This window comes from Pseudomonas sp. BF-B-26, assembly GCF_019956495.1.
Taxonomy (GTDB): Bacteria; Pseudomonadota; Gammaproteobacteria; order Pseudomonadales; family Pseudomonadaceae; genus Aquipseudomonas.
Genome location: NZ_JAHBDP010000057.1, coordinates 44434 through 69107, shown reverse-complemented (window position 1 = coordinate 69107; position 24674 = coordinate 44434). Strand labels below are relative to the sequence as shown.

At 50.3% G+C, this 24674-nt stretch carries 24 protein-coding genes; 12 read left to right on the top strand and 12 right to left on the bottom strand.

The window, feature by feature from the left end; genetic code table 11:
* Nucleotides 1–108: 108 nt before the first annotated feature.
* Nucleotides 109–690, top strand: a complete 582-nt coding sequence (locus KGB03_RS06650; protein WP_008438316.1) for a hypothetical protein — start codon at nucleotides 109–111, stop codon at nucleotides 688–690.
* A gap of 603 nt (nucleotides 691–1293) precedes the next feature.
* Nucleotides 1294–1767, top strand: a complete 474-nt coding sequence (locus KGB03_RS06645) for a hypothetical protein (RefSeq protein ID WP_124399789.1) — start codon at nucleotides 1294–1296, stop codon at nucleotides 1765–1767.
* Nucleotides 1768–2034: 267 nt separating this feature from the next.
* Here KGB03_RS06645 and KGB03_RS06640 read toward each other — a convergent pair whose 3' ends face one another.
* The 4 genes from KGB03_RS06640 to KGB03_RS06625 form a co-directional block, all read right to left on the bottom strand.
* Complete coding sequence (locus KGB03_RS06640; RefSeq protein ID WP_223526616.1) at nucleotides 2035–2493, bottom strand: hypothetical protein; 459 nt, start codon at nucleotides 2491–2493, stop codon at nucleotides 2035–2037.
* Between the two features lie 19 nt (nucleotides 2494–2512).
* Nucleotides 2513–3490: an AAA family ATPase gene (locus tag KGB03_RS06635; protein WP_223526615.1), complete on the bottom strand. Its 978-nt coding sequence runs from the start codon at nucleotides 3488–3490 to the stop codon at nucleotides 2513–2515.
* 303 nt (nucleotides 3491–3793) lie between these two features.
* Nucleotides 3794–3958 carry a hypothetical protein gene (locus tag KGB03_RS06630; protein WP_181427915.1) on the bottom strand — a complete coding sequence of 55 codons (165 nt, stop codon included), beginning with the start codon at nucleotides 3956–3958 and terminating at the stop codon, nucleotides 3794–3796.
* Complete coding sequence (locus KGB03_RS06625) at nucleotides 3955–5160, bottom strand: zincin-like metallopeptidase domain-containing protein (protein ID WP_223526614.1); 1206 nt, start codon at nucleotides 5158–5160, stop codon at nucleotides 3955–3957. The genes KGB03_RS06630 and KGB03_RS06625 overlap by 4 nt, the downstream gene beginning before the upstream one ends.
* A gap of 237 nt (nucleotides 5161–5397) precedes the next feature.
* On the opposite strand from KGB03_RS06625, the gene KGB03_RS06620 reads away from it, so the two are divergent.
* From KGB03_RS06620 to KGB03_RS06605, 4 genes are all read left to right on the top strand, one after another.
* Nucleotides 5398–5919 (top strand): hypothetical protein, encoded by a 522-nt coding sequence (locus tag KGB03_RS06620; protein ID WP_223526613.1) that lies wholly within the window; start codon nucleotides 5398–5400, stop codon nucleotides 5917–5919.
* Between the two features lie 65 nt (nucleotides 5920–5984).
* Nucleotides 5985–6353: a histone-like nucleoid-structuring protein, MvaT/MvaU family gene (locus KGB03_RS06615; RefSeq protein WP_223526612.1), complete on the top strand. Its 369-nt coding sequence runs from the start codon at nucleotides 5985–5987 to the stop codon at nucleotides 6351–6353.
* A 128-nt stretch (nucleotides 6354–6481) separates the two neighbouring features.
* Nucleotides 6482–7042 carry a hypothetical protein gene (locus KGB03_RS06610; protein ID WP_223526611.1) on the top strand — a complete coding sequence of 187 codons (561 nt, stop codon included), beginning with the start codon at nucleotides 6482–6484 and terminating at the stop codon, nucleotides 7040–7042.
* Nucleotides 7043–7121: 79 nt separating this feature from the next.
* Entirely contained in the window at nucleotides 7122–8246 is a 1125-nt protein-coding gene (locus KGB03_RS06605; protein WP_223526610.1) for a restriction endonuclease, read from the top strand.
* Nucleotides 8247–8351: 105 nt separating this feature from the next.
* Here KGB03_RS06605 and KGB03_RS06600 read toward each other — a convergent pair whose 3' ends face one another.
* The 4 genes from KGB03_RS06600 to KGB03_RS06585 form a co-directional block, all read right to left on the bottom strand.
* The gene (locus KGB03_RS06600; protein ID WP_044268121.1) at nucleotides 8352–10016 is read right to left on the bottom strand and encodes a DUF262 domain-containing protein; all 1665 of its coding nucleotides are present in this window, start codon (nucleotides 10014–10016) and stop codon (nucleotides 8352–8354) included.
* A gap of 67 nt (nucleotides 10017–10083) precedes the next feature.
* Nucleotides 10084–10908: a GIY-YIG nuclease family protein gene (locus tag KGB03_RS06595; RefSeq protein WP_223526609.1), complete on the bottom strand. Its 825-nt coding sequence runs from the start codon at nucleotides 10906–10908 to the stop codon at nucleotides 10084–10086.
* A 212-nt stretch (nucleotides 10909–11120) separates the two neighbouring features.
* A complete protein-coding gene (locus KGB03_RS06590) occupies nucleotides 11121–12722 on the bottom strand; it encodes a tyrosine-type recombinase/integrase (RefSeq protein WP_223526608.1) in 1602 nt (533 codons plus the stop codon).
* A 278-nt stretch (nucleotides 12723–13000) separates the two neighbouring features.
* Nucleotides 13001–14167, bottom strand: coding sequence for an MFS transporter (locus tag KGB03_RS06585; RefSeq protein WP_218536531.1), 1167 nt, complete (start codon nucleotides 14165–14167; stop codon nucleotides 13001–13003).
* Nucleotides 14168–14464: 297 nt separating this feature from the next.
* On the opposite strand from KGB03_RS06585, the gene KGB03_RS06580 reads away from it, so the two are divergent.
* From KGB03_RS06580 to KGB03_RS06570, 3 genes are all read left to right on the top strand, one after another.
* A complete protein-coding gene (locus KGB03_RS06580; protein ID WP_218536399.1) occupies nucleotides 14465–14809 on the top strand; it encodes a hypothetical protein in 345 nt (114 codons plus the stop codon).
* A 290-nt stretch (nucleotides 14810–15099) separates the two neighbouring features.
* The gene (locus KGB03_RS06575; RefSeq protein ID WP_008074435.1) at nucleotides 15100–15291 is read left to right on the top strand and encodes a YegP family protein; all 192 of its coding nucleotides are present in this window, start codon (nucleotides 15100–15102) and stop codon (nucleotides 15289–15291) included.
* Between the two features lie 170 nt (nucleotides 15292–15461).
* Nucleotides 15462–16382: a LysR family transcriptional regulator gene (locus tag KGB03_RS06570; protein WP_218536400.1), complete on the top strand. Its 921-nt coding sequence runs from the start codon at nucleotides 15462–15464 to the stop codon at nucleotides 16380–16382.
* Between the two features lie 62 nt (nucleotides 16383–16444).
* On the opposite strand, the gene KGB03_RS06565 is transcribed toward KGB03_RS06570, so the two are convergent.
* Complete coding sequence (locus KGB03_RS06565) at nucleotides 16445–17149, bottom strand: ribonuclease T2 family protein (RefSeq protein WP_223526607.1); 705 nt, start codon at nucleotides 17147–17149, stop codon at nucleotides 16445–16447.
* Nucleotides 17150–17347: 198 nt separating this feature from the next.
* On the opposite strand from KGB03_RS06565, the gene KGB03_RS06560 reads away from it, so the two are divergent.
* On the top strand, nucleotides 17348–17713 hold the full coding sequence (locus KGB03_RS06560; RefSeq protein ID WP_192406631.1) for a 5-carboxymethyl-2-hydroxymuconate Delta-isomerase: 366 nt from the start codon (nucleotides 17348–17350) through the stop codon (nucleotides 17711–17713).
* A 3-nt stretch (nucleotides 17714–17716) separates the two neighbouring features.
* Here KGB03_RS06560 and KGB03_RS06555 read toward each other — a convergent pair whose 3' ends face one another.
* The 3 genes from KGB03_RS06555 to KGB03_RS06545 form a co-directional block, all read right to left on the bottom strand.
* Complete coding sequence (locus KGB03_RS06555; protein WP_223526606.1) at nucleotides 17717–18652, bottom strand: LysR family transcriptional regulator; 936 nt, start codon at nucleotides 18650–18652, stop codon at nucleotides 17717–17719.
* A 131-nt stretch (nucleotides 18653–18783) separates the two neighbouring features.
* Nucleotides 18784–19701 (bottom strand): DMT family transporter, encoded by a 918-nt coding sequence (locus tag KGB03_RS06550; RefSeq protein WP_223526605.1) that lies wholly within the window; start codon nucleotides 19699–19701, stop codon nucleotides 18784–18786.
* A gap of 15 nt (nucleotides 19702–19716) precedes the next feature.
* Complete coding sequence (locus tag KGB03_RS06545) at nucleotides 19717–20901, bottom strand: cyanate transporter (protein ID WP_223526604.1); 1185 nt, start codon at nucleotides 20899–20901, stop codon at nucleotides 19717–19719.
* A gap of 536 nt (nucleotides 20902–21437) precedes the next feature.
* Between KGB03_RS06545 and KGB03_RS06540 the strand changes: the two genes are divergently transcribed.
* Nucleotides 21438–22820 (top strand): glutamine synthetase family protein, encoded by a 1383-nt coding sequence (locus KGB03_RS06540; protein WP_008153110.1) that lies wholly within the window; start codon nucleotides 21438–21440, stop codon nucleotides 22818–22820.
* A 179-nt stretch (nucleotides 22821–22999) separates the two neighbouring features.
* A complete protein-coding gene (locus KGB03_RS06535) occupies nucleotides 23000–24649 on the top strand; it encodes a phosphoethanolamine transferase (RefSeq protein WP_223526603.1) in 1650 nt (549 codons plus the stop codon).
* Nucleotides 24650–24674 lie beyond the last annotated feature (25 nt).

Genomic DNA, 24674 nt, shown 5'->3' with positions numbered 1-24674 from the left:
TATCCTTTAATTTATATATTTCTAAAGAGTTAGATCTGTTTGTCGGCTAACTCTTTTCTTTGTCAAAGTAAATGCTATAATGGCAATAACTAGAAGAAGGTGAATGACATGAAATGGATGAAGAAGGAAAAGATAAGGTTAAATTTCTTACAAAGATTTATCTTCTTTTATGCTGTCATTGGTTTTTTACCATTGCTAAATGGTTTGCTTTACAGCGGCATGGCTAAAATAAACTCTACCTATTTCGATGATCACCTTACCCTGATTCGTCTCGGGCCGATGATCTTCTTCTACGTGACGTTACCTGTTTTCTATCTGATCAACCAAATGGACTACAAGCCAAACTACTTCAATCCAGACGTGTGGGACAAGCGCATAAAGACGTTTAAGCTCATCATGAGTGTCATTGTTTGGGTGTTCATTTACAGATCAATGGTTGTCTTCTTCTTCGGTATTAGGTTTTGGGATTTCACTGGCGAGCTTTCTGCCGTGACGTACCTTCTCCATGGTTATTACACAAGCGAAATTGTCCATGCTCGTGCAGAATTCTCATTGAGTGATCCATCAACGATGTTCGGCTCTATGTTTGCTTTTACAATAATTTGGCCGGTTACTCTGCTGGTTGGAATGTTCACTTTGGTGCTGATGAAAAATAGAAGCTTACGCAACGACAATAGAAGAACTGCATGAATACAAATGTTTGGATTTGAAAAGGCCACTCTTCAGTGGCTTTTTTATTGGGTTTGATTTGGTGTTTGCATTACGGCTTTGCCGTAGAGGGGTGATTTATCTGGTTTTGTACGTTGATAATTTATTGAGTGCGCTCGTTGGTAGGGAAGTACAGTAAAAATCCAACAATGCATTTATCGGCGGTTTAGACAGAATCAACACTTGTTCATTGGGGATAATCAATTTCTGGTCAGGCAATATTAATCGGGCTTGGTTAGGTAAAACCAATTCATGTGAGTTGTTCATAATGGCAATGGTTTGTTTAGTCTAATTATACCATTCTGGTTATGCCTTATTTGCCATTAGCTAACGTATTCATAATTATTTATTAAGTGTTTATTAGGTGGATATGAATTACTTCATAAGTGGTTACGAAATACTTATTAAGTGGTTGTTAAATCATTGGTTTTTACGGTTTGGATACGGCTTGGTGAGGCTTCCGCACACGTCCTGTGTTGAAATTAGCAGAGCAATGCCTCGCAAAAAAACCTAGAATTCAAGACAGAGCGCCTATCCGTGGGCTCTGATAAGCTATTTCCACGGTTGAAAAGGACGGCGGGTGACATGAAGGAGTCGTACAAGCTGTTGGTGACACTCAATAAAAACGAGCTTCGCCCTTTGCTCGATGAGAAGAAGATCCTGCTATCTAGTTTGTACAGTCAGGCAATAGCGCACTGCATTGACCACGCGACCAAGCACCGTGACTACACGCTATTCGTAGCTTTGGTTGAGGTCTTCGATACCCGCGACTACAAATTGTTCGTGTCAGGTTGGGTTTGTGAACGGCTTGGGTTGTTGAGCAAGATGGGACCGAACGGAGCTGTCTTTGCTCGCAGTGGGAATCCGCCGAACGAGCGCATGAGCTGGAAGGTAAGTCTTGAAGAGTTCGCGGCAAGGAAATTCAAGATTGCTTTGCCCGCGAAAAAGCTAGTCCACGACACCAAGCCGGTCGAGAAGGGTAAGAAGAGCCCCAAGAAAATAGACATGCTTGATTCCTGGGCGCGGCTACCTGGGAGTTACGGTAGCGGTAAACGCTAAAATCTGTTTCTGATACATTTATGAAGTAGATGTGAAACCCCTATGAGGCTCTTCATAAGCATTGAGCAAATGGCTATGAGCTGGTTCTGAGCTGTTGATGAAACGCATGTGAAATGGTTCATAAGGATTTATTAACCACGTCAGAACTGTTTCATAAGTGTTTATGAAGTGCTTATGATGTAGTTCAGATCCAGTTCAGATCGGTGATTATGAACGTTCAGGCGAAAAAAAGCCCCGGTTAAGGGGCTTGGGTTTTTTGAGTCTCTATCAGTCGATGGTGCGTCTGAATTCTGCGTCTACGTCATCCAGGTAGGATTTCAGAACAGGGTCTGTCAGAGCCTTCAAGCGCAGAATGCACATGCGCTCAACGTCAACGCTGACTGAACTGCTCACGTACCCTTTGCCATAGCGCTTGTTGTTGGTGATGGACTCGAAAGCCTTGATAGCGCTATCGGTCTTGTCTGTGAACGCAAAGCTGCGAACGCTCAATTTGTTGCCTTCTGGCAGGGCTTTGTGTTCCTTCAAAGCTTGGTCGATTTTGAAAGCCAAGACCTTTTGATCGTGGATAGCTTTTTCAGCGGCTGCTTGCTCGATCTCTGCTTGAATCTGTTCTGGTGATATTGGAGCTGTCTCTACCAAAGTGATTTCAGATTCTGGTGGTGTAGTAGGTGCTTCCGCTCTTTTAGCTTCTGCACGGGCTTTTGCTGCTTGTAAGTCAAATGTCATGATTGTTATCTCCTTTTAGTTAGTTTGTGATTGATTCGTTTTGGGCAGTGGCGACCACTGATGTTTCATCAATGGCTTCAAGAATCGCTTTCACCACAAGATTGAATTCAGCTTGGGCAATTTTGGCCGATTCAGTCGTGGCGTTATAAATGGTCTGCCCTTTGTTGAATTGGTTAGGGTATATCGAGCGGAAAATCAAAGGTGCTTCCAACGGCTTCTGGTGTTCACCAAACGCATCACCGAATGCCCTAATGTCTGCATCAATTTGGTTCTTACGGTCGATTTCCTTCAAGGCTTTACGTTCTGCATTACGGGCAAGTCTTGCTGCAGTCGTGGATGTATCCGTCAAGGTGAGGTTAGCGCTGACCTCTTTGGAGTTTGCCTTGATGCGTGCTGGATCGAAAGCCAACAGAGAGCGTACCTTTGTGGTGAATTTTCCGCCTAGGCTCACAGCGTCGTATTTCAAATCCTCAATGATTCCCGACACGGTAACGGCAGTCACTGCGTTCTGCGTGTCGCCCTTGTAAGGTGTAATCACCAAGTCACTAAAGCTGATGAGCCTTTTAATTTCCTTGATTGGGTTGTTTTTCGAGTCGAGAACCTTGGCTGGAACATCTACAATAATAAAGTCAAAGTGAGCGTAGTCACGTTTGATTACATCAAATTGTGCGTCCAGCTCATAAAGGCTGCGGGCAATAACGATAGGACGGTTTTCAAGTGCGAATTCATCGTACTCAAGTTGATCCAGCAAGGACTGGTTTATAGCTCTACCTTTATTTTTAAGCAATTCCACCTTGGCTTTGTTTTTGATAATGCGTTTTTCCGTTACTTCTTTGTTCTGCTCGATGTGCATTTGAATAGCTGGAACGCCATCAGTGTCGATAATCAGCGTGCGATAACCTTGAAGCGACAAGGAGTGGCTGAGATTTGAAATGGTCGTGGTTTTAGTAATGCTTTTATGACTGATTAAGGCCAAAATTTTAGCTGGTTGGTTCATGATTAAATTCCTTTAGTTTTGGTTTGTTTTTAAAATAATAACATTTAAAAAAAGAAAACAAGCCGTTAGTGTGAAATATTTCATAAATAGTTATGAAATACTTATGAGGTGCTTCATAAGTGTTTATGAAGTGCTTAATAACGTGGTGGATCATGAATTAATTTTTGGCTTCAGTAAAATGATTGATCGCTGGTTTTTAGACTGAAGGGATATCAAAACCTTTCATTTACTGATTTGCGGATATCAAAACCAAAAAAACAGGAATCTCTTCCTGTTTATTTTCTAAGATCACATTTTATTTTCTTAGTAAATCCTTTCTGGCGGAATTTCTTTATACGGTTCATTTGTGGATTCCTCCACAAAGCATTCCTCCGTAAGCATTCCTTGCTCGTAAAGATCTATCAGCTCTACGTCTCCATCGATTAGATCTTCAAAAGCTTGTTTTCTGGTTTTCTCGAAAATATTCATATTTTCAATGTCCTCTTTTTTTGTTGTTGTATGGGTGTGGCAGTCTCTACCTGTGAAATGTTGCTGCTAACGGTTGGTGGCTTAAGCTGTGGCGTGTAATCCGTATCAGCCCGAGATAAGCGCTGTTTGATGAAGTCAGAAACAGGCAGGGTAGGGTCTAGGTCGTACTTGGCTTTGAGGTCATTCTCTAGCTTGTAGATGATCTCGTTCGCTGTGCGGTCTGCGTCTGCGGCAGCTTTGAATACCTGATCAGGCTTGTCTCTCAAGCCCTTCAAGGCCCAACCCACATCGTAGGTCTGGTGGTTCTTGAAAAAGGCATCGTCTAACTGTTCGCGCATACCGTCTGTGAGGTTGAAGTTCAGGTGCTTGATGACACCTTGTGCTGAGAGATTTGCTACCAATTCTTCATAAGCTCGGTGTTCATCGCTTTCTGCATATTTTGCGAGGCTTTCACGGTTCTTGCGGCTTGCTACGCCGTATGAGTGGCTGACTTCGTGGAGAAGCGTCGATAGCTCGTGGAGGTCGCTCTTGAAGTAGCCAGACGGGGCCATGTAGATGGTGTCTTCACTTGGTGAGAAGTAATTGCTGTGTTCCGCCCCTGCGTGCCTTTTGAGCGGTGTGGGCATCGTATCCATGACTGACTGAAGCACCATCTGTACTTCGGCTGGGGTTGGGATCTTGGCCCGTTGCGCCATCTGCGCTTTTATCTTGGGTGGTAGCTCGCCTGTGAACTGCTGCAGGTTGAACACCGGGGATAGCTTTGAAGCACGTCTATAGATGGCTTTGCCTTCCGCATTGTCCTGGTCATCGTTACCTCCAGCACCTGGCTTTTCGCCGTCCTTGATGAACCCGATCTGCATGCCAAAGTGGTGAACAACGAAGTCAGCCTTTTCCCCTTTGTTCGACAGGCCAGCTTCAAACCCTTGCTTCGCCGTCATGTAGTAAGGCAGTTCAAAGCCTTTCTCTTTGCCAAGCATCGAAAGGAGCATGGAGTTTTCGAGGTTGTAGACTGTTCCTGATACCGGATTCAGGTATCGAATTTTGAAGCATGGGGAGTTCCAAACAGGCACGTCTGGATTTTCAGACTTGAGCATCGCGTGGATGCTATCGATCTTATCCGCAAGGAATCCCTCGAGTTTCTCTTTACTGTTGTCGATGTACTCCTTTTTTTCTTTGTATGATTTTCGTTTAGCTACTGCCATTTGAATTCAGTTTGTTATATGAGTGATTTTACCATTTGTATTTTAAAAGGCATTCGCTACGCGAAATAAAGACTGGGGCACCGTGTTGAGACAAACTGTTAGGCATTGCAGGGAAAAGCAATTTTTAAGCTATATCTGCCGGGTTTTGCAGGCACTAAAATATTTCTTGGATCGATCTTGATTGATCCTCAAGACTGGAGCTATGGTTTTGCCTCAAACCAAAATTGAGTGATTCAAATGAAAAGGATTTTGACTGCTGCAGTTCTAGCCATGTGCGTAGCTTCTGCAAGCCATGCTGACGACCGTTTCACCTTTGAGAAATACCCAGCCTCTGTGGTTTCCAGCAAGGCTCTGGCAAAGGTAGATTGGTCGAGTAACAAAGCCCTGGCAGGGCAGTGGCGCATCAAAGAATCCATCGAAGGTACCGTTGGCAAGAAAGCCGATTTTGCAGGGCACTTTGTGGTTGCTACTTATGGTTGCGGCACTGGCTGCCAAGCCACGGTCTTCGTAGATGTGAATGATGGGAAGCTCTACAAAGCACCTATGCAGTTTCCAAGCGAATCAGATGCGCTAGCCCCTGCTAATGGTGGGGTTGCTCACAGGCAAAACAGCAATGCAATTTTCATGAGCGATTTGCGTTACTACAAAGCTGGTAGCCCGGACATGATGCAAAATGATGGTGTGGTGCTTTGGAATGAAAAGGCAAAGAAATTTGAACTTATAGCCAAATCCAAACCTTTTCTGGTGAAGATGGATTGACGACTTTTCAGATTTAAATGATTTCATGTATCATCCAACCACAACCAATTTATAAGGTATGAGCAATGTCGAAGCTTGCAGAATTCCGTCAGCTTGAAAAGCACCTAGCTGAACAAATGGCTCAGTTGGAAGCATTGAAAGGTGATGCTGGTCTGGCTGAAGAGATCAAATTTGAAGAGAAGCTGCGCAATCTTCTTGGTCAGTACGGCAAAAGCCTGCGTGATGTGATCGCCATTCTCGATCCAGCTTCGCTTAACCGCAAAGGTGCTGCTCCTGTAGCTGCCAAAGCAACCCGTCGCGAGCGTGTGGTTAAGGTTTACAAGAACCCGCACACTGGCGAAACAATCGAAACCAAAGGTGGAAACCACCGTCAGTTGAAAGAATGGAAGAGCAAGTTCGGTGCAGACACCGTTGAATCGTGGTTGAGCAAGTAACACCAGCTATCATGCCGCCGCAACGGCGGCATGTGCCTCACCTGTTCTCCTTCTGCCCCTAAATCTATGATGACGTAATTGGGTGTACTATCCCATTCTCGTTGCGTTTGAACAGGGGTACGACAAGGATGAACAAGGCCACAGCCGCTTTTCTATGGATTTTTTTCTGCGCTGCCTCTCAAGCCCAAGAATTCGACTTCAATGGTGCTGTGTTGGGAATGAAGCTCACTGAGTTTCAAGCTCTTCCCGTAATTAATGGAAAGTTGACCCCTGACGGCAAGGCCGGTTGGTGTGACCAGAGAGCAGGGAAACTGGTGTGTCATCGCGTTGGGGATGATCCATTTGGGCAAATCTATGGTCCTGCATTGGGCGACTACCACTTCGACAAAGACAAAAGCGGTGAGCTTCGCCTTTACATGATTATGCTCATGGCCGACCGTAGAAATTATCCTATTGCTGAGTCGGGACTTACCCATAAATGGGGAGCTGGCAAATCGGTCGTCTCAACTGCAACCAACGGACTAGGGCAAGAAATCAAGGCTACTACTCTGAGCTGGAACAAGCCGGATTCCGCTATCACGCTTGAGGCCCCGTGTGGGAACGTCAAGTACCTTTGCCTGACATACACGCATAAATCCCTAGCTAAAGAAGTCGCGGGTTCAGCACCACCTTCAGGATCTGGCTTTTAGGTGAATTTGATATTTGAACGGCAACGTATCGTCACCTGTTGTAAATATCGAAATGACCATGAATTCGAAGGAAAATAAAATGGCGTATGAAACCGGGCTAGGAAATAGAAATTCATGTGCAGTGATTCTTGATCCATTTTATTTATCTAAACTCATGGATGAGGAATTTAAAGAGACGGGAGAAATACAGCTTCATTATTTAAAAGGGATTGGTAGCTATCTAGATTCTGTCCGTGATTCATTAGACATTCAAATTAAAGGGCTTCGTGATGCGGATATTTATCATGAGCAAGCTCACTACCAAAAAATAGCAGATGATCTTAAGCATGAAATCGACCTTCTCACCGAAGAGGGTAGGTCTGATGACAGTAATCTTAATAATAAATGGTGGTCTGCGCATTTAGTTGCTGAGAACGCAAAAGATCGGAACGTAGGCGAACCACTTAATCAGGAACGATATCAGGATTTAGCATCGGTCGAAATCCACGGGTTTTTAAAATTTGTTGAGAATGGACCCGGTTTGCGTCTCATCCAGCCTAATGCGCTGGAGCTTTTTGCTGAAATTGCAAATGGACTTCGATTTAGTGGTGGTTTAGAAGCAGTCAATGAATTTATATCTAGACTCACCACTTTAAGTCTTGAGGTCAGCAGGTTTGAGTCCGCTTTTGTAAAAATATACAATCAAATTGACTTGATAAGAAACGCTTTTTCTTCGCAGAAAATAACATACATCAATGGCGAGATTGATTACGCAAAAATATATAGAATTCTCAAAAAGAATTTTGGTTATGACTACCCGCATAGCTTGATATGGTGGGGGGCAGTTGTTTATATCGCGATGAATACGACGGAAACTCTGGAAACCTATCAACCCTCCACGCTTCAAGTTGGCTTGGGTTTTGAAAATCACGTAGAGAAACTTTATAGAGGTTTTGGATACTCCGTTTCCACCACGCCTTCTTCGGGTGATTTTGGAGTCGATTTAATAGCTATTTCAAACACAGAAAAAATTGCAATCCAATGTAAGAAATACGCTACTCCCGTTGGACCTGATGCGGTCATGCAAGTGTATTCTGGTGCCGCATACTATGAATGCACCCGTTTTGCGGTTTTTTCAGTTAACGGCTTTACTAATGCTGCTACCGAAATGGCAAAGAAATTGAGAGTTGAATTGTTCAATATCGACGCATCTGATATTGCTTAGTGAAGGTTCTCAGTATGTTGAACATAATGGTGATGAAAGAGCCAAAAGGTATTAGGAAGCTGTGCTTGCAGTTTGCAACTGCCAGCATCAGCTTCCTTATGTGCTTTATAGCTCTGGATTTAGCGCTTCATTGAGAGCAGCAGCAATCGCGGCAGATCGTTTGTCAATAAACTTGTCATAGTCATCATCAAGCACGCCGTAGGTTTTTGGGCTACCAATGAAGTGCGACTTCAATGTTGCTGATAGTTTTGAATTAGTACCTTCGAATTCTCCCACATACAAGCTTGGTGCCTTTGCACGAATCTTATTATTTGAAGCCGAATCAATCAGAGTGATATTGGCAACCAAATTTGGTTCGCTCTCTTTGAAATTTTTATTAACGAAAGCCTTGGGGAAAAAGTGATGGTAGTTTCTGCTGGACGCAATTTTCAGGTTTGAGTTATCCAATATCACGTCGCTGTTATCGTCAAGGTTTTTAGGCTTTTGAGAGGCGAGTAAACAAAGTATAGTTTTAATGTACGAATTACCCGCAGAGAACCAGGTTTCAGCAATGTCTTCAGCAGATACTGTAAGCTCATCCCCTGGGTATTTAGGTTTGCGCTCCTTTAATATTTGAGCAATTTTTTTCAAGTCTTCCGCTATTTTGGTTTCGGTTGAGCCACTATAACGCCAGTTCAATCCGACCCAATAGAAAAATTGCTTCAATAACTTTGACTGTGTTTCAGTTGGACGCTTGTTGTCATTTTTGTAAAAGAAATAAGTTAGCGGAACTAGTAATGAGGAATAGGGGAGAAGTTGGGATACTGGAACGTGTAGAGTTGTTCTGATGAAATCAACCGCAGAAAACATTGACGAAACCATTGGGTCCCAATTCGTAATGAACTTCTCACGTCCAATTTTTAAAATATCTTTAGCGCGGATACTACCTACTGCAATGGCTGCGACAGCCTGAAGCACTGTAGCTGCAGGAATCGTTTCAAATTTTGCTCTGACTAAACTTTTTGAAACCTCATCGCTACCATAAATTAACTCTTCATACTTCAAAGCAAGGTCAAACCCCCTAGCTTCATCGTAGGTCATAGCTACCATGATTTCAAATAAGGTCAGCGGTTTACCGCCTGTATTTATCCGGGCAAATACGTCACAAGCAATTTCAATTGGATAGTCTTTGATAGTGATCGTTGCAAAGTCATAGGTTGTTAAATTAGTTTTGTACTCTTGAAATTTCTTGGCTTTTTCTTTTCCGATATCTTCAATGAAGTCTAATGCGTCCGAGGTTAGGAGGTCATGTACAGAAACATAAATTTTGTCCTCCTCTTGCTGGCTCGTTACGATCTGTTCGTCGGTCAAAGGATCGTAATCAAGATTTACATAAATATCTTTGTAATCAATTTCCTTTTTGTCTTTGGTTATGCGAATGCCCTTGCGAATAGCATATAGGGAGGTGATGCGTTGCTGACCGTCCAGTATGTATTGCGCATAGTCCCCTTTAGGCGTGTCTGGTAACTTATGATTGCCAATGTCTTTTACGGACCGCAAGGTATCCTTGGTCTTCCATAAGATGAACGTGCCGATTGGATAGCCTTTGAGAATGCTGTCGATTAATTTGGCACTTTGTTCTTTATCCCAAACAAATTCACGTTGAAACATCGGCAGTTTAATTTGGCCAGAATCAATTTCAAGGAAAAGCGCTTCATATTTTTTGACGGCGTTTTCCGGTCGTAGAAGAAATTGAGGTTCTGCCTGGATTACCTTGCTTTTAACTGCCATGTATATTTCCTTATAAGTATTGCTTTCACAATAGTAATGAATGATTTTTTAAGGTTTTGTATTCTAGTCAGTTGCCATTCAATCCACTGTCACGAGTCAATAGTCTCTTTTTCCAGTGAATTTCCTTATCCTTCATCTCGTCTGCGCCAGTGTGCTTATCGGCAATTTCTAAGATGCTGAACCTGAAATGTTCAGACAACGACTCACCCCGTTTCAGGTGAAGGTCACGTATTCGGGTGTTACCGCCATGCCCATTCTTTGAGTAAGTCACCCAACGATCCCACAAGCCACCTGTGCCCGTGGCAGAGCCTACATATAGCTGGTGTTCACCCCCGGTGCGGTCGGATATCAGGTAAACGCCTGCAACGCTGCTCAAAGCAGTCTGCCACGACACGATCCCTTCCCTGGCGATGATTTTCAATTCTTGGAAGCTAATGTCTACATCCTTAAAGCCGGGGAATCTCCCCACGGTCATTTTCCTTTCTAGGATTTCGGACAGCTTCATCGTGGGCATGCATGTCTTGAGGTACAGGTAGTTGGCCCTTGGTTTTTTGTATTCCAAGACCAAACGTCCCGCCAGCTCTTCGAACTCTGGCACACGGCGGTATTCGTAAACGTAGTCACGATTGACCTTGCCTTGGCGTACCTCCTTCACCTTCAACGAATCGTAGATCCCAGCTAGGAGCCATTTCTTGGACTCTGGGATCTCAACAAGGCCGATGACGTATCGGCACTCGAAATTCTTCCTTGACTGCCACGACTGCCACTCATCAAAGTCACCAGCCAGGTACACGTCCATTGGGTGTTCGATCCCGTTGTGCTGTGCCAAATGGATCTTGGTGTTATCGGGTGTCAGGGAAGGCAAGAGGCTGGTCAGGAACTGCATGAGCATGTTGGTAGAGATCCTCGGGCGATTCGAGAATCTAGCATTTGACGCATTCCGCTGCGCGGGGATATTTGCCTACCGGGTGTGATGAGTAGATGCAGGGTTTCAAAAAACAAAAAAAAGGCGCTTCAGCCCGGTCTTTTTGGATACTGAGACGTGGGCTGAACGGAGCCAGTGGTAGCGGGGTTTTGGGTAGTGATGAATAGAAGATACTCTACCTAGTCAGCAAATTCATATTTCAACTTTTTTATCGCCTCAAATTTCTGTTCTGGAGACGCACCGTCACTGTAGATGTCCCATGTCACTTCACCAGTTTCATGCCCAACAATACATTTGACGGTCAATTCTGCAACGCCAGCGCGTTGGAGCTGTGTAATTACCGTGCCACGAAAGCTGTGAAAAACGTACTGTTCGTTGAAACCCATCGAAGTTTTCAATCGCCCAAAAGCCTTGCTCAAAAAATCTGACCTAATTCCATACTTGTTTCCAGCCGGGGAGGGCACCAAGAACCCATCCTTGGAGTTTTCTTTCATACGCTTAATGATTGGGAGTAAATCAGGATGGATCGGCACCTTACGAATTGAGGAACGGGTTTTACCATCATCCAAAGAAATACAGTAAACACCTTCGTCATCCACCAAATCTCGTTGAATTTCTAGCTGGCATATTTCTTCAATTCTCATGCCTGTGAAAGCACCAACGCGAATCGCATCCATCAAGTGTTGCCGGTTTTTACCTTTAACTTCTTTAGCTTTGGCATAAATTTCTTCGGCTTGTTTAACCGTGTAATTTTTACGCTCTGCTTCTACTTGAGCTTTACCTTTACGTGATGTAGGGAATTCGTGGTTTTGAAATGGGGGTTTCATATTCTGATATTTAGCTTCGAAACGTGTAAGGTTATTCATTGCCCATTTGTAAAATGTATTGCCTGCCAAAACGTATTGTTTCTTTGTTTTAGGTGAAAGGGATGTTTGCGACTCAAGGTAGAGACGCACGCTTTTATGTTCCAATGGCAATTTTTCTTTTTTTAGCCAATCGTTAATCTTCTCCAAGCGGCTAACTTGCATGTCTACTGTCTTGTCAATGACTTTCCGGATCTTCTTTTGATACTCTGAAAACTTTTCTAGGTTTGCTTTGGTGAAGGGCGTTTCAGGTGCGTGTGATTCATAATGTTTAGCGGATTCCACCACATCTTTTCGCTCTGTAATGGTGAACTCATCTGTTTCGGAAAGTTCTCCCATAAGCATTTTTAAATCAAGCTGAGTGGTTAATCTGTTTAAGTACTTTACTGCGGCGACGATGGTTTCAAATCCTAACTTACCTTCCTTTTCAATGATCATGCTGTGTTTGACGTACCAGACATCAAACTCTTCTATAAGGTCTTCATATTCCTGATCAGAAATATAGCCTTGAATATGAAGGTGCATAACCCTTTCTTTTTGTTCATCCCTTTTCATTACTAATTCGGTTTCGCCAAATTCAGCGCCATTGCCGATCAGGTCGTTTACCAGTTTGGCTAAATAATCCTTTTCTTTTTCCGCCTTTGTAGCCATGTACGACACGGCTACTTCTTTAACCTCTTCAAAATCCATATTCAGCTTTAAATCACCGCTTTCGTCACGCAGCAATTTTCGCTTCGTTTCTATCTCAGCTTTCCACCGCTTGATGTGAGGGATTTTGAGATTTTGAGCATCGGCTTTGGAGCCAGTCTTCAAGGATTGGGAAAACTGACTCTTCCCGAAATATTCTCGTAGGTCCTCTGGGATGACGAATCTGGCGTGCCATGTGCCCGCTTTGAGGATAAGATTGTCCGCTGCCATGCTAGGGCACGCCTTTTTCGGTGGAGATACTGTTTTGTACCAGTATTTTGTACCAAAATGAAGCGGGATCTTCGCAGGGCTTGGGGTGTAAGGGCTGTAGAGAAGGTGGCGTATTATCCCTATCTCTCCGCCATTATTGAATAAGACTAAGCCCCTGAAATTGTTAAAGATTTCAGGGGCTTTTTCGTTTCTGGCGTTTCGTTTAGGGCAAATTTGCCGACTGTTTCGCCGGCGAGCGGTACGACTTACTCGCGAAACACAGGTGATATTGCTCTTTGCTATCGAACCTGAACTCTCGCCTGGATCACCCACAATCCCAGCAACGTCAGAGCAGCAAAGCCGCCACCCATCAAGAACGTGCCTTGGAAGCCTACCGTGTCCCACAGTGCTCCAGCGATGACGCTGGCCAGCAGCAAGGCCAACCCGGTCAACAGGTTGAACATGCCAAATGCCGTCCCGCGCAGTTCAGCCGGCGCGCAATCGGCGATCAGGGCGGCGAATATCCCTTGGGTAAACCCCATGTGCAGCCCCCATAGAACGACGCCGACGACCAAGCCTCCGATACCCGGCGCGAACGCCAGCGTCAGGTCGGCAGCAATCAGCAATATCAGACCTGCACCGAGTACCGCCACGCGGCTGACACGATCAGACAAGGCCCCGGCGGGATAGGCTGACAGTGAGTACGCTACCGCCATCAGGACAAGCACCGCTGGCGCCCACATCGGCGCGAGCCCGACGGCCTGGCCGCGCAGTATCAGAAAGGCTTCGCTGAAACGCGCCAGGGTGAACACCGCAGCGACACCCACCACCCACCAGTAACCAGCGCCCAGTCGGGCTAATTCCCGCCGGCTCAAAGGCGCACGCACCCGGTGCGTCCCTTCCACTGCTTTGGGTTCATGAACGAACACCAGCAGCACCGCGACGGCAAGGAAGGCCGGGATGACGGCCACCCAGAACACTGTCTGGAAGTGGTTCGCGGTTAGCCACATCAACCCGATCGCCAGCAACGGCCCCAGGAATGCACCAACGGTATCCAGCGTTTGCCGCAGGCCGAAAGCTGCGCCCCGTATCGCGGGCGGCGTGATATCGGCCACCAACGCATCGCGCGGGGCGCCGCGAATACCTTTGCCAATACGGTCGATAAAGCGAGCCCCGATCAGCCAGTCCAGCGAGCCCGCCAAAGGAAAGATCGGTTTGGACAGTGCCGCCAACCCATAGCCCAACGCCGCGAGCAGTTTGCGCTTGCCCAATCGATCGCTGAGTGCCCCGGAGAATACCTTGGTGATCGAGGCCGTAGCCTCGGCTATGCCTTCGATGAGACCCACGGCCAAAACAGAGGTCCCCAGTACGGTGACCATGTAGAGCGGCAACAATGCATGGATCATCTCTGAGGAGATGTCCATCAGCATCGAGACGAAGCCCAGCGCCCAGATGCCGCCAGGCATGGTGCGCCAAACGTTGCCGGTTGACGTTTTCTTGATTGGCGCAGTAACCGAAGTGCCATCTGACTTGTCGGTGGTTTTCATCATGAGCCTCGAAATCCTTGTTTGGCACAGGCATCTAGCGCCTCGCACCCCCGCAGCCGCGTTGCCGCTACCTCCGCCAAGATACGCTGTATCGATGAGTGATTTCGATCAAACAGATTGCGCCGATCCCACATCAGTTCGTTCTGGCTTACGGTGTAACCCTGGTCATTAGCTATCATGCAATACAGGGCAAATCACCGGATGACGGGGGAATGCATGAACAGATGGCGACGGATTTGGGTGTTTGTGAAGCTGGTGGCAGCATTTGCGGCATGCCTGGCTGTTGCTGTTCAGGCTTTCAGCTACATGTTGGAAAGCCCCGATGCAGCGCAGATGCACCCTTTGAGCATTTTGGTGGTTGGACTGATCTTTGGCTTCGTCACCTATGGAATCCTTTCACTGATTGAAAGGCTTGTGCGGGTTTTCCTGCCCCATCCTGTCCCAGTCACCACCACGGTAGCGGCTCAACCTCAAACCGACCTTGAGGAAGATGCCGTGGTGATGGAAGAACAGCCTTTGACCCTGTCAGCTGACGATTCAACTCAGCAGAAAAATCACTGAACAGTCTGTAAGGCATGTATTGTCGGGCGATCACCAACGGCTTGAATCAGCGTTTTTGCGTCGGACCAGATAGCATCGCAGCGTAAGAAAAATATGCCTCTTCAAGGGAAAAGTTACTCAGCGCAGTCACCCAATTTACCGCCCCCCGAATCTGTTGGTCGTCCCGCCAATCAAGGCTGAATCTGCGAAACATCCCCTGACATTGAAAGACCCTGCTGCAAAAAATCCTCATCTACTCTCGTTTCGCAGATCACTGATCTGCGGTCATCAGCAATCGCAAGGAGCGAGCAATGTATTTCGAGATTTACAGGCAAACCCGTGGCATCGCACAGACCGGCAAAGGTCAATGGCGGTGGCGTTTGAGGGCGGGTAACCATGAAACGATTGCCAGTGGGGAGGCTTACGTCAACAAGTCTGATTGTGTGCATGCCATCAGTTTGATCAAAGGGACCCATGATCAGACCCCGGTCAAGGAAATCTAGGCTTCAGGTGGTGAAGCTGCTCAGCCAGAGCAGCTTCGTTTCAACGGGCGGTCTCATGGTTATGAGTGCCGCTGCCGGATTGCGGATTAAACACAAACTGCTTGAGTCGCATAGACGCCGATTGCGACAGCTACCTAAACTGTCATCAGATTTGGGAGCGGGGTCAGTGGATGAATCGTAACGAACTACGCAAGGCCGACATCAACCTGATGGTGGTGTTTGAAACGCTGATGCTCGAACGCAACGTCACCCGGGTGGCTGAAAAGTTGTTTCTCGGCCAGCCGACCATCAGTTCGGCGCTCAATCGCTTGCGCACGATGTTCAACGACCCGCTGTTCATTCGCGTCGGCCATCGCATGGAGCCGACGGCACGGGCCGAGGAGATTATTCTGCACCTGTCGCCGGCGTTGGATTCGTTGTCGGTGGCATTGAGCCTGACCCATGATTTCGACCCCGCCAGCAGCACCATGACCTTTCGTATCGGGCTGTCGGACGATGTCGAGTTTGGCCTGCTGCCGCCATTGCTGCGTGCCTTGCGCCAGGAAGCACCCAAGGTGGTGTTCGTGGTGCAGCATGTCGATTACTGGCGGATTCCGGATTTGCTGGCGTCCGGCGATATCACCGTTGGTATCAGCCAGACTCGCGGGCTGCCGGCCAACGCCAAGCGCAAGTTGTTGCGGCACATCCTGCCGAGCATTTTGCGCGCGGACGCATCGGACACACCGTTGACGCTCGATGAATATTGCGCACGACCGCACGTGCTGGTTTCCCACACCGCCAATGTCAGTGGTTACGCCGATGAGTGGCTGGCGGAGATTGGTCGCACGCGCCAAGTCGTCCTTTCCGTGCCGCAATACAGCTCGTTGCCGGCCTTGCTTGCTGGGACCGATCTGATCGCCAGCCTGCCGGACTACGCCGCCGAAGCGATGGCCGCGTCCGGCCAGCTGTTCAAGGAACCGTTTCCGTTCAAGACGCCGACCCTGGATCTGTCGATGGTCTGGCTCAGCCATGTCGATACCGACCCGGCCGAGCGCTGGTTGAGGTCGCGGCTGGAGGCGTTCATGAGTGAGCATCCTGGGTCGCGGATCTGAATCTTGCCGGGCGGGGCAGGTGACGAGCGAGCCGGAACTCGCTCGGATCGGGAGGCAAGTGATCAAGCCGACGGGATATGGGTTTCCTGCAACTGACACTTTTCTCCGATTTGCAGCTTGTTGTCCTGAGTGTAAGGCTGCCCCTGCCTATCGATCAGGAAAAATACTTCGAATAGATACTGTTTGCCGCCTAAGCTCGCACAACGAAATGAGGTGTTGGACGGGAACAGCGTTTTTAACTTTTCCAGATCAAGGGATTTACCCTGATATTGGTTGAACTCTGGACTGTAGTGGACGGCGTCGCGCAACCTCACGAAATCTTCGAAGTATTCCCGTTGGCTGGTGCCATAACAGGTGCCGTGTTTTTGCCATTCGTGTTTCATCAGGTATTCAGGCGACTCGGTGACAATTTCAGAAAAACGATTGTCGGCCTGGGCCTGCGCCTGGACTGTTGTTGATAGTTCGCAAGCGACTTCAGTCTGATTACATCCTGCGGATTTGATGCAGGAAGAGGGGTGGCGATTGGCCGATTGAGCGGTGCTGTTGTAATACGGCCAGATGCCGTGCGTGTAAAAAACGTTTTTAGGTTTGTTACATCCGGCTGTGGCGGGCTTCAGCAGACAAAATGTCGGCTGCCAAGTGACGGCATAAGCGAGGTAATCGAAGTTTGCACTAGGGGCTCCTTCCTGGCTTTCTTCGTCAGGGTCAAGAGCGTGCGCGCAGAAAGAAATAACAGACAGGGCCATTGAGGCGTATAGACGATTCATAGTGTTCAATCCTTGATTCAGGCTTTTCCGGGTTACCTCCTCACTGCGGGAGAGGACGCTTGCTGTTTCAGCGTCATGATCAATTAACGGCACACTTCTAATTTCAGACCTGATCTGGAAACGATAGTAGAGTACGGAGCATTAGGAAAACCGTCTTCATCTTTGATTCCGTCCCGCCATTAATTCAGGAGCTCAGTCATGCCTCACCTGCACATGGAATACACCGCCAACCTGCCCGAGCTCAATGCCGACGTGGCGTTGATCCGGCTCAATAATACGTTGGTGGCTTCCGGTCAGTTCGCTGCCGAATACGACATCAAGAGCCGAGCGGTGAAGGTTGAGACGTTCAAGGTCGGCACGGTGTCAGGCGAGCGAGCCTTTGTGCATGTAAAACTGGCGCTGTTGAGCGGTCGTTCGCCGCAGATCAAGCAGCAGTTGTCCGAAAGTTTGCTGGCGGTGGTGCAGGAGCTGTGTGAATGGCCGAAGGACATTGAAGTCCAGCTGGCCGTGGAAATCCTCGACATCGATCGAGAGTCCTACACCAAGATTGCCATCAGCCACTGAGTTTCAGGCCATTTCCTGCTCGGTGCAGGCCTTGACCACTTGCTCGCGCAGCCAGGTGTTGGCGCTGTCCTGATCGACATTCTGGCTCCACTGCATGTCGAGGCTGAAACCCGGCAAGCCGTTGGGCGCTTCGCAATGATTGAAGATCGCATCGTTGGCCAGCAATTGCTGGATACGCCGAGGCAGGGTCAGGATGAAGTCGGTGCCGGTGATCATCTTCAGTGCCGCGCTGTAGCTGTTGGAGCGCGCGACGATCTGCCGTTTTTGCGCCTGCTGCGCCAGCCAGCCGTCGACCATGTTGGTGGTGGAGGTCCAGGGTGTCGGGAATACGTGCCGGCGTTCAACAAAGGCTTGCAGGCTTAAACGCGGCTCCGGCGGTGTGGCACGTTTATCGAAGACACAGACCAGGTCGTCCTCCAGCAGCATCCGGGATTTGAAATCGCCGTGACTGCGATGAAAGTTCGGGCCGAAGCAAATCACCAGGTCGAGGCTGCCGTCGCGCAGTTCGTCGGCCGGGATGTCGGTTTCGAACTTGTGCATGTTGACCATGACTGGAAGGTCGGCGAAATCGAAGCTTTTCAACAGGCGCGGCAGGATCAACTGCTCGAAGTATTCCGGTGCGCAGATATTGAAGGTGACGGGTTGCAGGGTGGGGTCGAATGCTGGCGCACCGGCGTGACACAGGTTGATGCTTTCCAGGATCTTCAGCACGTGGGCGTACATGGTGCTGGCTTTGTAGGTGGGGCGCATACCCGCGCGGGTATTGATGAACAGTTCGTCTTCGAAACTGGTGCGCAGCTTTTTCAGGCAGTAACTCACGGTGGACTGGCTGACGCAGAGCGCCTCGGATACACCGCTGACGCTGCTTTGCTCATACACGGCGATAAACACCATGAGGTCCTGCATATCGAGCTTTCTAAGCAAGTTACTGTTCAACATCCGTTCGTCTCGCTGTGCTCCTTGCGCTGACTGTGCGCAAACGTGTGCGAGTGATCCTAACGGAACGATGGTGCCAGGAGAATGCCTTGTAGGCGTTTTCATGGAAAGTTGTGGGGCAATTCCAGAGGGCTTCAGTCCTGAACGGCTGCAGGCACCCCTCGACGACTGGACATCAGCAGTGCCCACATACCGACTCCGACCAGCAGCGCGCCAATGATTTCCAGCGACAGTGGCGACTGACGTAACCAGAACCAGTGAAACAATGTAAGAAACAGTGTGCTCAGGTAAATGTAGGAAATGACCGAGGAGGGGGCGATAACGCCGATGGCCCGATGCAGCAGCCAGAAGGTCGCCAGCGTGGCGAACACCGCCAGGTAAATCAGCCACCAGAAATCGCTCACGGTCAGCAATGACGCCGATCGCCAGCCGCCGCTGAACCCACAGAATGTCAGCAGAAACAGCGCGCCGAACAGCATGTTCCAGAACGTCATGCCCACCGGGCCGCGACCCTTGAGGCTGCGAGTCTTGAGCCGTTGACTCAGGGGCGAATAGAGCGCCATCGCCAGGCAACCGATGCCATACACCGACACTGCATACAGCGAAGGCAGCTCACCAGGGCCTGCGCCTTTCAAAACCAGTAACACGGCCCCGGCAGCGGCAATCAGCATCGGCAGCACCCGTTGTTTCAGGTGGCTGTCGGGCATCAAAACGGCTTCGAACAGCAATGTCAGCAGTGGCACCAAGGTGAACATCGTCCCGGTGTTGACCGCCGAGGTATAGCGCAGTGCCTCGAACAGCGAGCCGAAATACACCGCCAGCAGCAAGCCGAGCACGGCATGGCCGAACAGTCCGCGGGCGGTCATGGCGGTATCGCCCTTGAACAGCAGCAGCGGCAAAAATACCAGGGCGCAGAACAGCAGGCGCAAACCGGTCAGCAGGATCGGGTCGATGGCTTGGCTGACCTGTGCTGCCGCAGAAAACGATGCAGCGATCAACAGTGCCCAGAGCAACATGCCGACGTGAGCGGCGGCGAAACCGGTGTGTTTCATGGTGGGGTTTCCGGGTCAGTGAATGTGTTGGGCGTAATGCCGCGGATCGAAGCGCAAGACCATCAGGATCATCAGTGCCATGACGCCGGTCAGTGACCACCAGGCCCATTCGAAGCTGCCGAGCTGATCGCGGATCAACCCGGCAATCAGCGGCGAGAGACCGGCGATCAGGTAGCCGATGCCTTGCACGAACGCGGTCAGGCCACCGGCACGCTGGGGATTGTCCAGATGATCCAGGGACACAATCAGGCTCATCGGGAACAGTCCGCCGATGCCGAGCCCCAGCAGACATGGCCATAACAGAGCCAGGTGTTGCGGACTGAGAACAAGCCCGCAGAAACCGGCCATGATCAGCGCCAGCAACACCACCAGCACCACGCGCCGGTCACGGCTGCGGTTGGCGATGGCCGGTGTCAGCAGGCCGGACAACACTTCCATGGCGGTCAGGAAACCCAGCAGCAACCCGGCGTTTTGTTCGCTCCAACCCTTTTCCACGTAGTACGGCGCCAGCCAGGCCAATACACAGGTGTAGGACGCCGTGCCCAGGCCGAAGAAGATTGCGAGCAGCCAGGCGCGGGAATTGCCGAAGAAGGAGCCATTGCGCTGCGCCTGAGCAGTCTGCGCCGGCAGCCTTTCACGTTGCACGCACCACAACAGCAGCGCTACCAGCGCCAGTGCCGCCCAGATCGCCAGGCCTACGCGCCAGCTGCCAGTGCGGATCATCACCAGCGGCGCAAACGACGCCGCAATCGCTGCGCCGCCCATGATCGACGTGACGTAGAGCCCCATGCAGACGGCAACGTTGTCGCTGAAGCGGGATTTGATCAGCGCCGGCATCAACGCCTGGATCAGCGCGATACCGATACCCGCCAGCACGGCGCTGAGGATCAGTTCGGCCGCCGAATCGAGGAATAACCGCGATACCGTGGCCACGCCGATGATCAGCAGCGAGAGCACCACGGTGCGTTGTTCGCCGATTCGTTGGCTGACGCCCAGCCCAAAGAACATCGCCAGCCCCATTGCCATCACTGGCAGCATGGTCAACAACGAGGCCAGGCTGAAACTCAGTGCAATGTCGCCGCGAATCGCCGACAGCAAAGGACCGACGGCGGCCATGGACGGTCGCAGGTTCAGGGCGACAAGAATGATGCTGAACATCAGCCAGAGGGCGGGGCGGGAGATTACGCGAACGTTTTCCATCTATCGGACCTTGAATGACAAGGAGCCGATTAGGCGCGCGAGGCCTGCGGGCCGCAAATCAGAAAGTCCGGAGCAGTATTTAGAAATTAAATACTTCTGCCGCGACATTGAACCCTGTGGGAGCGGGCTTGCTCGCGAAAGCGGTGTGTCAGTCGCTACTCATGTGGCTGACACGCCGCTTTCGCGAGCAAGTCGAATCGTCGAATCGTCGAACCGCCGCTCCCACATTGGATAGTGGTGTTTTGGAGGTTGATTGTTTAGTCGTATCGCAACCAAAGTTCTTCAAATCCCGATTTAACGGCTTATCTACCCGTGTGACGCTGCAGCTCATCTGTTTCCTGTGGTTTTTTCTATGGACGGTTGTCCCGTCGCACTTCCCTGCGAATTAGCCTTTTGGGCGCTGTGGCACTGCCGTCACGCGCGCCCACCGGATTCCTGCATTTCCCGTTGATTGTTCTTACAGGTCCCGCGCTATGCGCCGGGATCAAAGCGGCGACGCCTGTGCGTTTGCCTGACGCGGAAATAAGAGAATTCCCATGAGTGTTGCCACGACATCTTTCGCCTCCAAGCAAGAAGCCCTGACCTTTCTGGAACAGAACCCGGATATCGAGATGTTCGAGTTGTTCATCCTCGACAACAACGGTGTACCGCGGGGCAAGTTGCTGCACCGCGATGAACTGCTGGCGGTGTACGAAAGCGGGCGGCCCTTGCCGAGCACCATTCTTGGCCTGACCATCAACGGCGATGACGTGGAAAACTCCGGCCTGGTCTGGGACGTTGGCGATATCGACTGCCGGGCGTACCCGATCAGCGGCAGTTTGACGCGCATGCCGTGGCGGCTGATTCCTACGGCGGCGGTGCAGGTCAGCATGCACCCGAAGGAGGGCATGCCCGCGACGATTGCCGATCCACGGCATCTGCTGGCGAAAGTTATCGAAGGCTTGCAGGCCGACGGTTATTACCCGGTGATGGCGGCAGAGCTGGAGTTCTACCTGCTGGATCAGCAGCGCGACAGCAACGGTCGACCGCAACCGGCGCGGGATGTCGATGGCGGACGGCCGCGAGGGACTCAAGTCTACGGATTGCGTGAACTGGAACAGATCGAGCCGTTTCTGGCCGATCTCTACAGCGCCTGCAAACTGCAGGGCATTCCGGCGCGCACGGCGATTTCCGAATACGCGCCGGGGCAAGTGGAAATCACCCTCGAACACCGCACCGATGCCTTGCAGGCGATGGACGAAGCGGTGCGCTACAAGCGACTGGTCAAAGGCGTGGCGCACAAGCACGGGATGACGGCGTGCTTCATGGCCAAACCGTTCGATGACCTGGCGGGCACTGGCATGCACATGCACGTCAGCCTGGCGGACAAGGAGGGCAACAACCTGTTCGCCAGCGAAGCTGCGGACGGCACGCCGCTGCTCAAACAGGCGGTCGGCGGGATGCTCAGCACCTTGCTCGATTCGTTGCTGCTGTTCTGTCCGAACGCCAACTCTTACCGTCGCTTTCAAACCAACAGCTATGCGCCGCTGGCACCTACGTGGGGCGTGGACAATCGCACCGTGAGTTTGCGCGTGCCCGGCGGGCCGGCGTTTTCCCGGCATATCGAACACCGCATCTGTGGCGCCGACGCCAACCCGTATCTGGCGGCCGCGGCGATTCTGGCCGGGATCCATCGCGGTATTCGCGAACAACTCGATCCTGGCGCGCCGGTGGAGGGCAATGGGTACGCCCAGGCCACGGAACTGTTGCCGACTGACTGGTTGACCACGTTACGAGCGCTGGAAGGTTCGAGCTGGGCACGGGAAGCGTTCGGCAGTGAATTCCTCGGTGTATACCTGGCGGTAAAACGAGCCGAGTATCGACAGTTCATGGGCGAGGTCGGCGAGCAGGATTGGCGCTGGTATTTGCATCAAGCCTGAACAGAACCTGAATCGTTCTCAAATAAGTTAGAGATTTTGGCCCAACGCCATGAGCCAACCAATCGTTGGCTTCTTTTTCACAAAATATTGATGGTTGGCTGACTAAAATTAGTGCTGTCACGGTAAATGAAATTTTCACATTTGCCGAAGGCGCTTCTTTTCAGGAACAACCGATCATAATGTTGAAGATTAAAGCCGTGCGGCCCGAGTGGGTAACACTGATTGCCAGTGCCTTCCTATTAACGGGCTGCAACCTTGTTCTCTGGCAACACCTGTTTGAGATCACGTCATCTGACGGCCAAGGCATCGTCATGCGCGTGGCGTTCGGCTTGATGATTCTGGCTGCCTTCAACATTGTGCTGACCCTACTGGCGTTCCGGCCTGTGCTCAAACCGGTCTTGACCCTGATCTTTATGATCAGCGCCGGGGTGGCGTATTTCATGGCCCAATACGGTGTTTTGATTGACACCGGGATGTTGCGTAACTTTGCGCAAACCAATGCGACGGAAGTGCGTGACTTACTCTCGATCAAGTTGCTTGTTTATATTGTTTTGCTCGGTGTTTTGCCGTCCTTTTTGTTATGGAAGACGCCGGTTAGTTACCGTCGCTGGCACCGTGAGCTACTCAGTAAAATTCTCGTGAGTGTCGCATCGGTTGCTGTGATCGGGGGGGTCGCACTGGTTAACTATCAAGGCTTGTCCTCATTGTTTCGCAATCACCATGAGTTGCGCCTGATGGTGGTGCCGAGCAACTACATCGGTGCCTCGGCCGGCTATCTGCGTGAGCAGGTCGTCTCTGCGCGGCAACCCTTCGTCACGCTGGGCGAAGATGCCCAGCGAAATCCCGCCTTGCGAACCCACGGCCGCAAATCACTGACCGTACTGGTGGTGGGCGAAAGTGCCCGGGCCGAGAACTTCGGCATCCTGGGGTATGACCGTGACACCACGCCCAAACTGAGTAAAGAAGCTGGCTTGATCGCTTTTACCGATGTTCATTCCTGCGGGACGGAAACAGCGGTGTCGGTGCCGTGCATGTTCTCCGACATGGGCCGCAAGAATTACAACGCCAGCAAGGCAAAAAACCAGGAAGGCCTGCTGGACGTGCTCAAGCGCGCGGGTCTCGATGTGATCTGGCGCGATAACCAATCGGGCTGCAAAGGCACGTGCGATCGGGTCACCCTCGACGACGTCAGTAACCTGAAAGACCCGGTACTGTGCGCCAATAGCGAATGCCGCGATGAAATCCTGCTGCAGGGTTTGCAGCACTTCATCGATACCCTGAATAAAGACACGGTACTGGTGTTGCACCAGATGGGCAGTCACGGTCCGGAATACTTCAAGCGCTACCCGAAAGAATACGAGCGCTTCACCCCGGTCTGTGAAAGTAACGCCCTGAACAATTGCAGCCGCGAAAGTATCGTCAATGGCTACGACAACACCCTGGTGTATACCGACCACGTGCTGTCCACCCTGATCGATTTGTTGCGTAGCAATCAGGGTAAAGTCGACACCGCGATGCTCTATCTGTCGGACCACGGCGAATCCCTGGGTGAGTACAACTTGTTCCTGCATGGCACGCCTTACATGCTGGCGCCGGAACAACAAAAACATGTCGCGATGCTGGCCTGGTTTTCCGACAGCTATCAAAAGTCGTACTCGGTGGACGCTAATTGCCTGCAACAGAGCCGCGAAAAACCCTTGAGCCAGGACAACCTGTTCCATTCGATGCTCGGTTTGCTGGAGGTCAAGAGCAAGGTCTACAACCAGGACCTGGATATGTTTGCCGGGTGTCGCGGTGCGGTGACCGACGGTGTGTTGGCCAAAGAGTGAGTGCTTCAACCTTTTTTCCACGCAC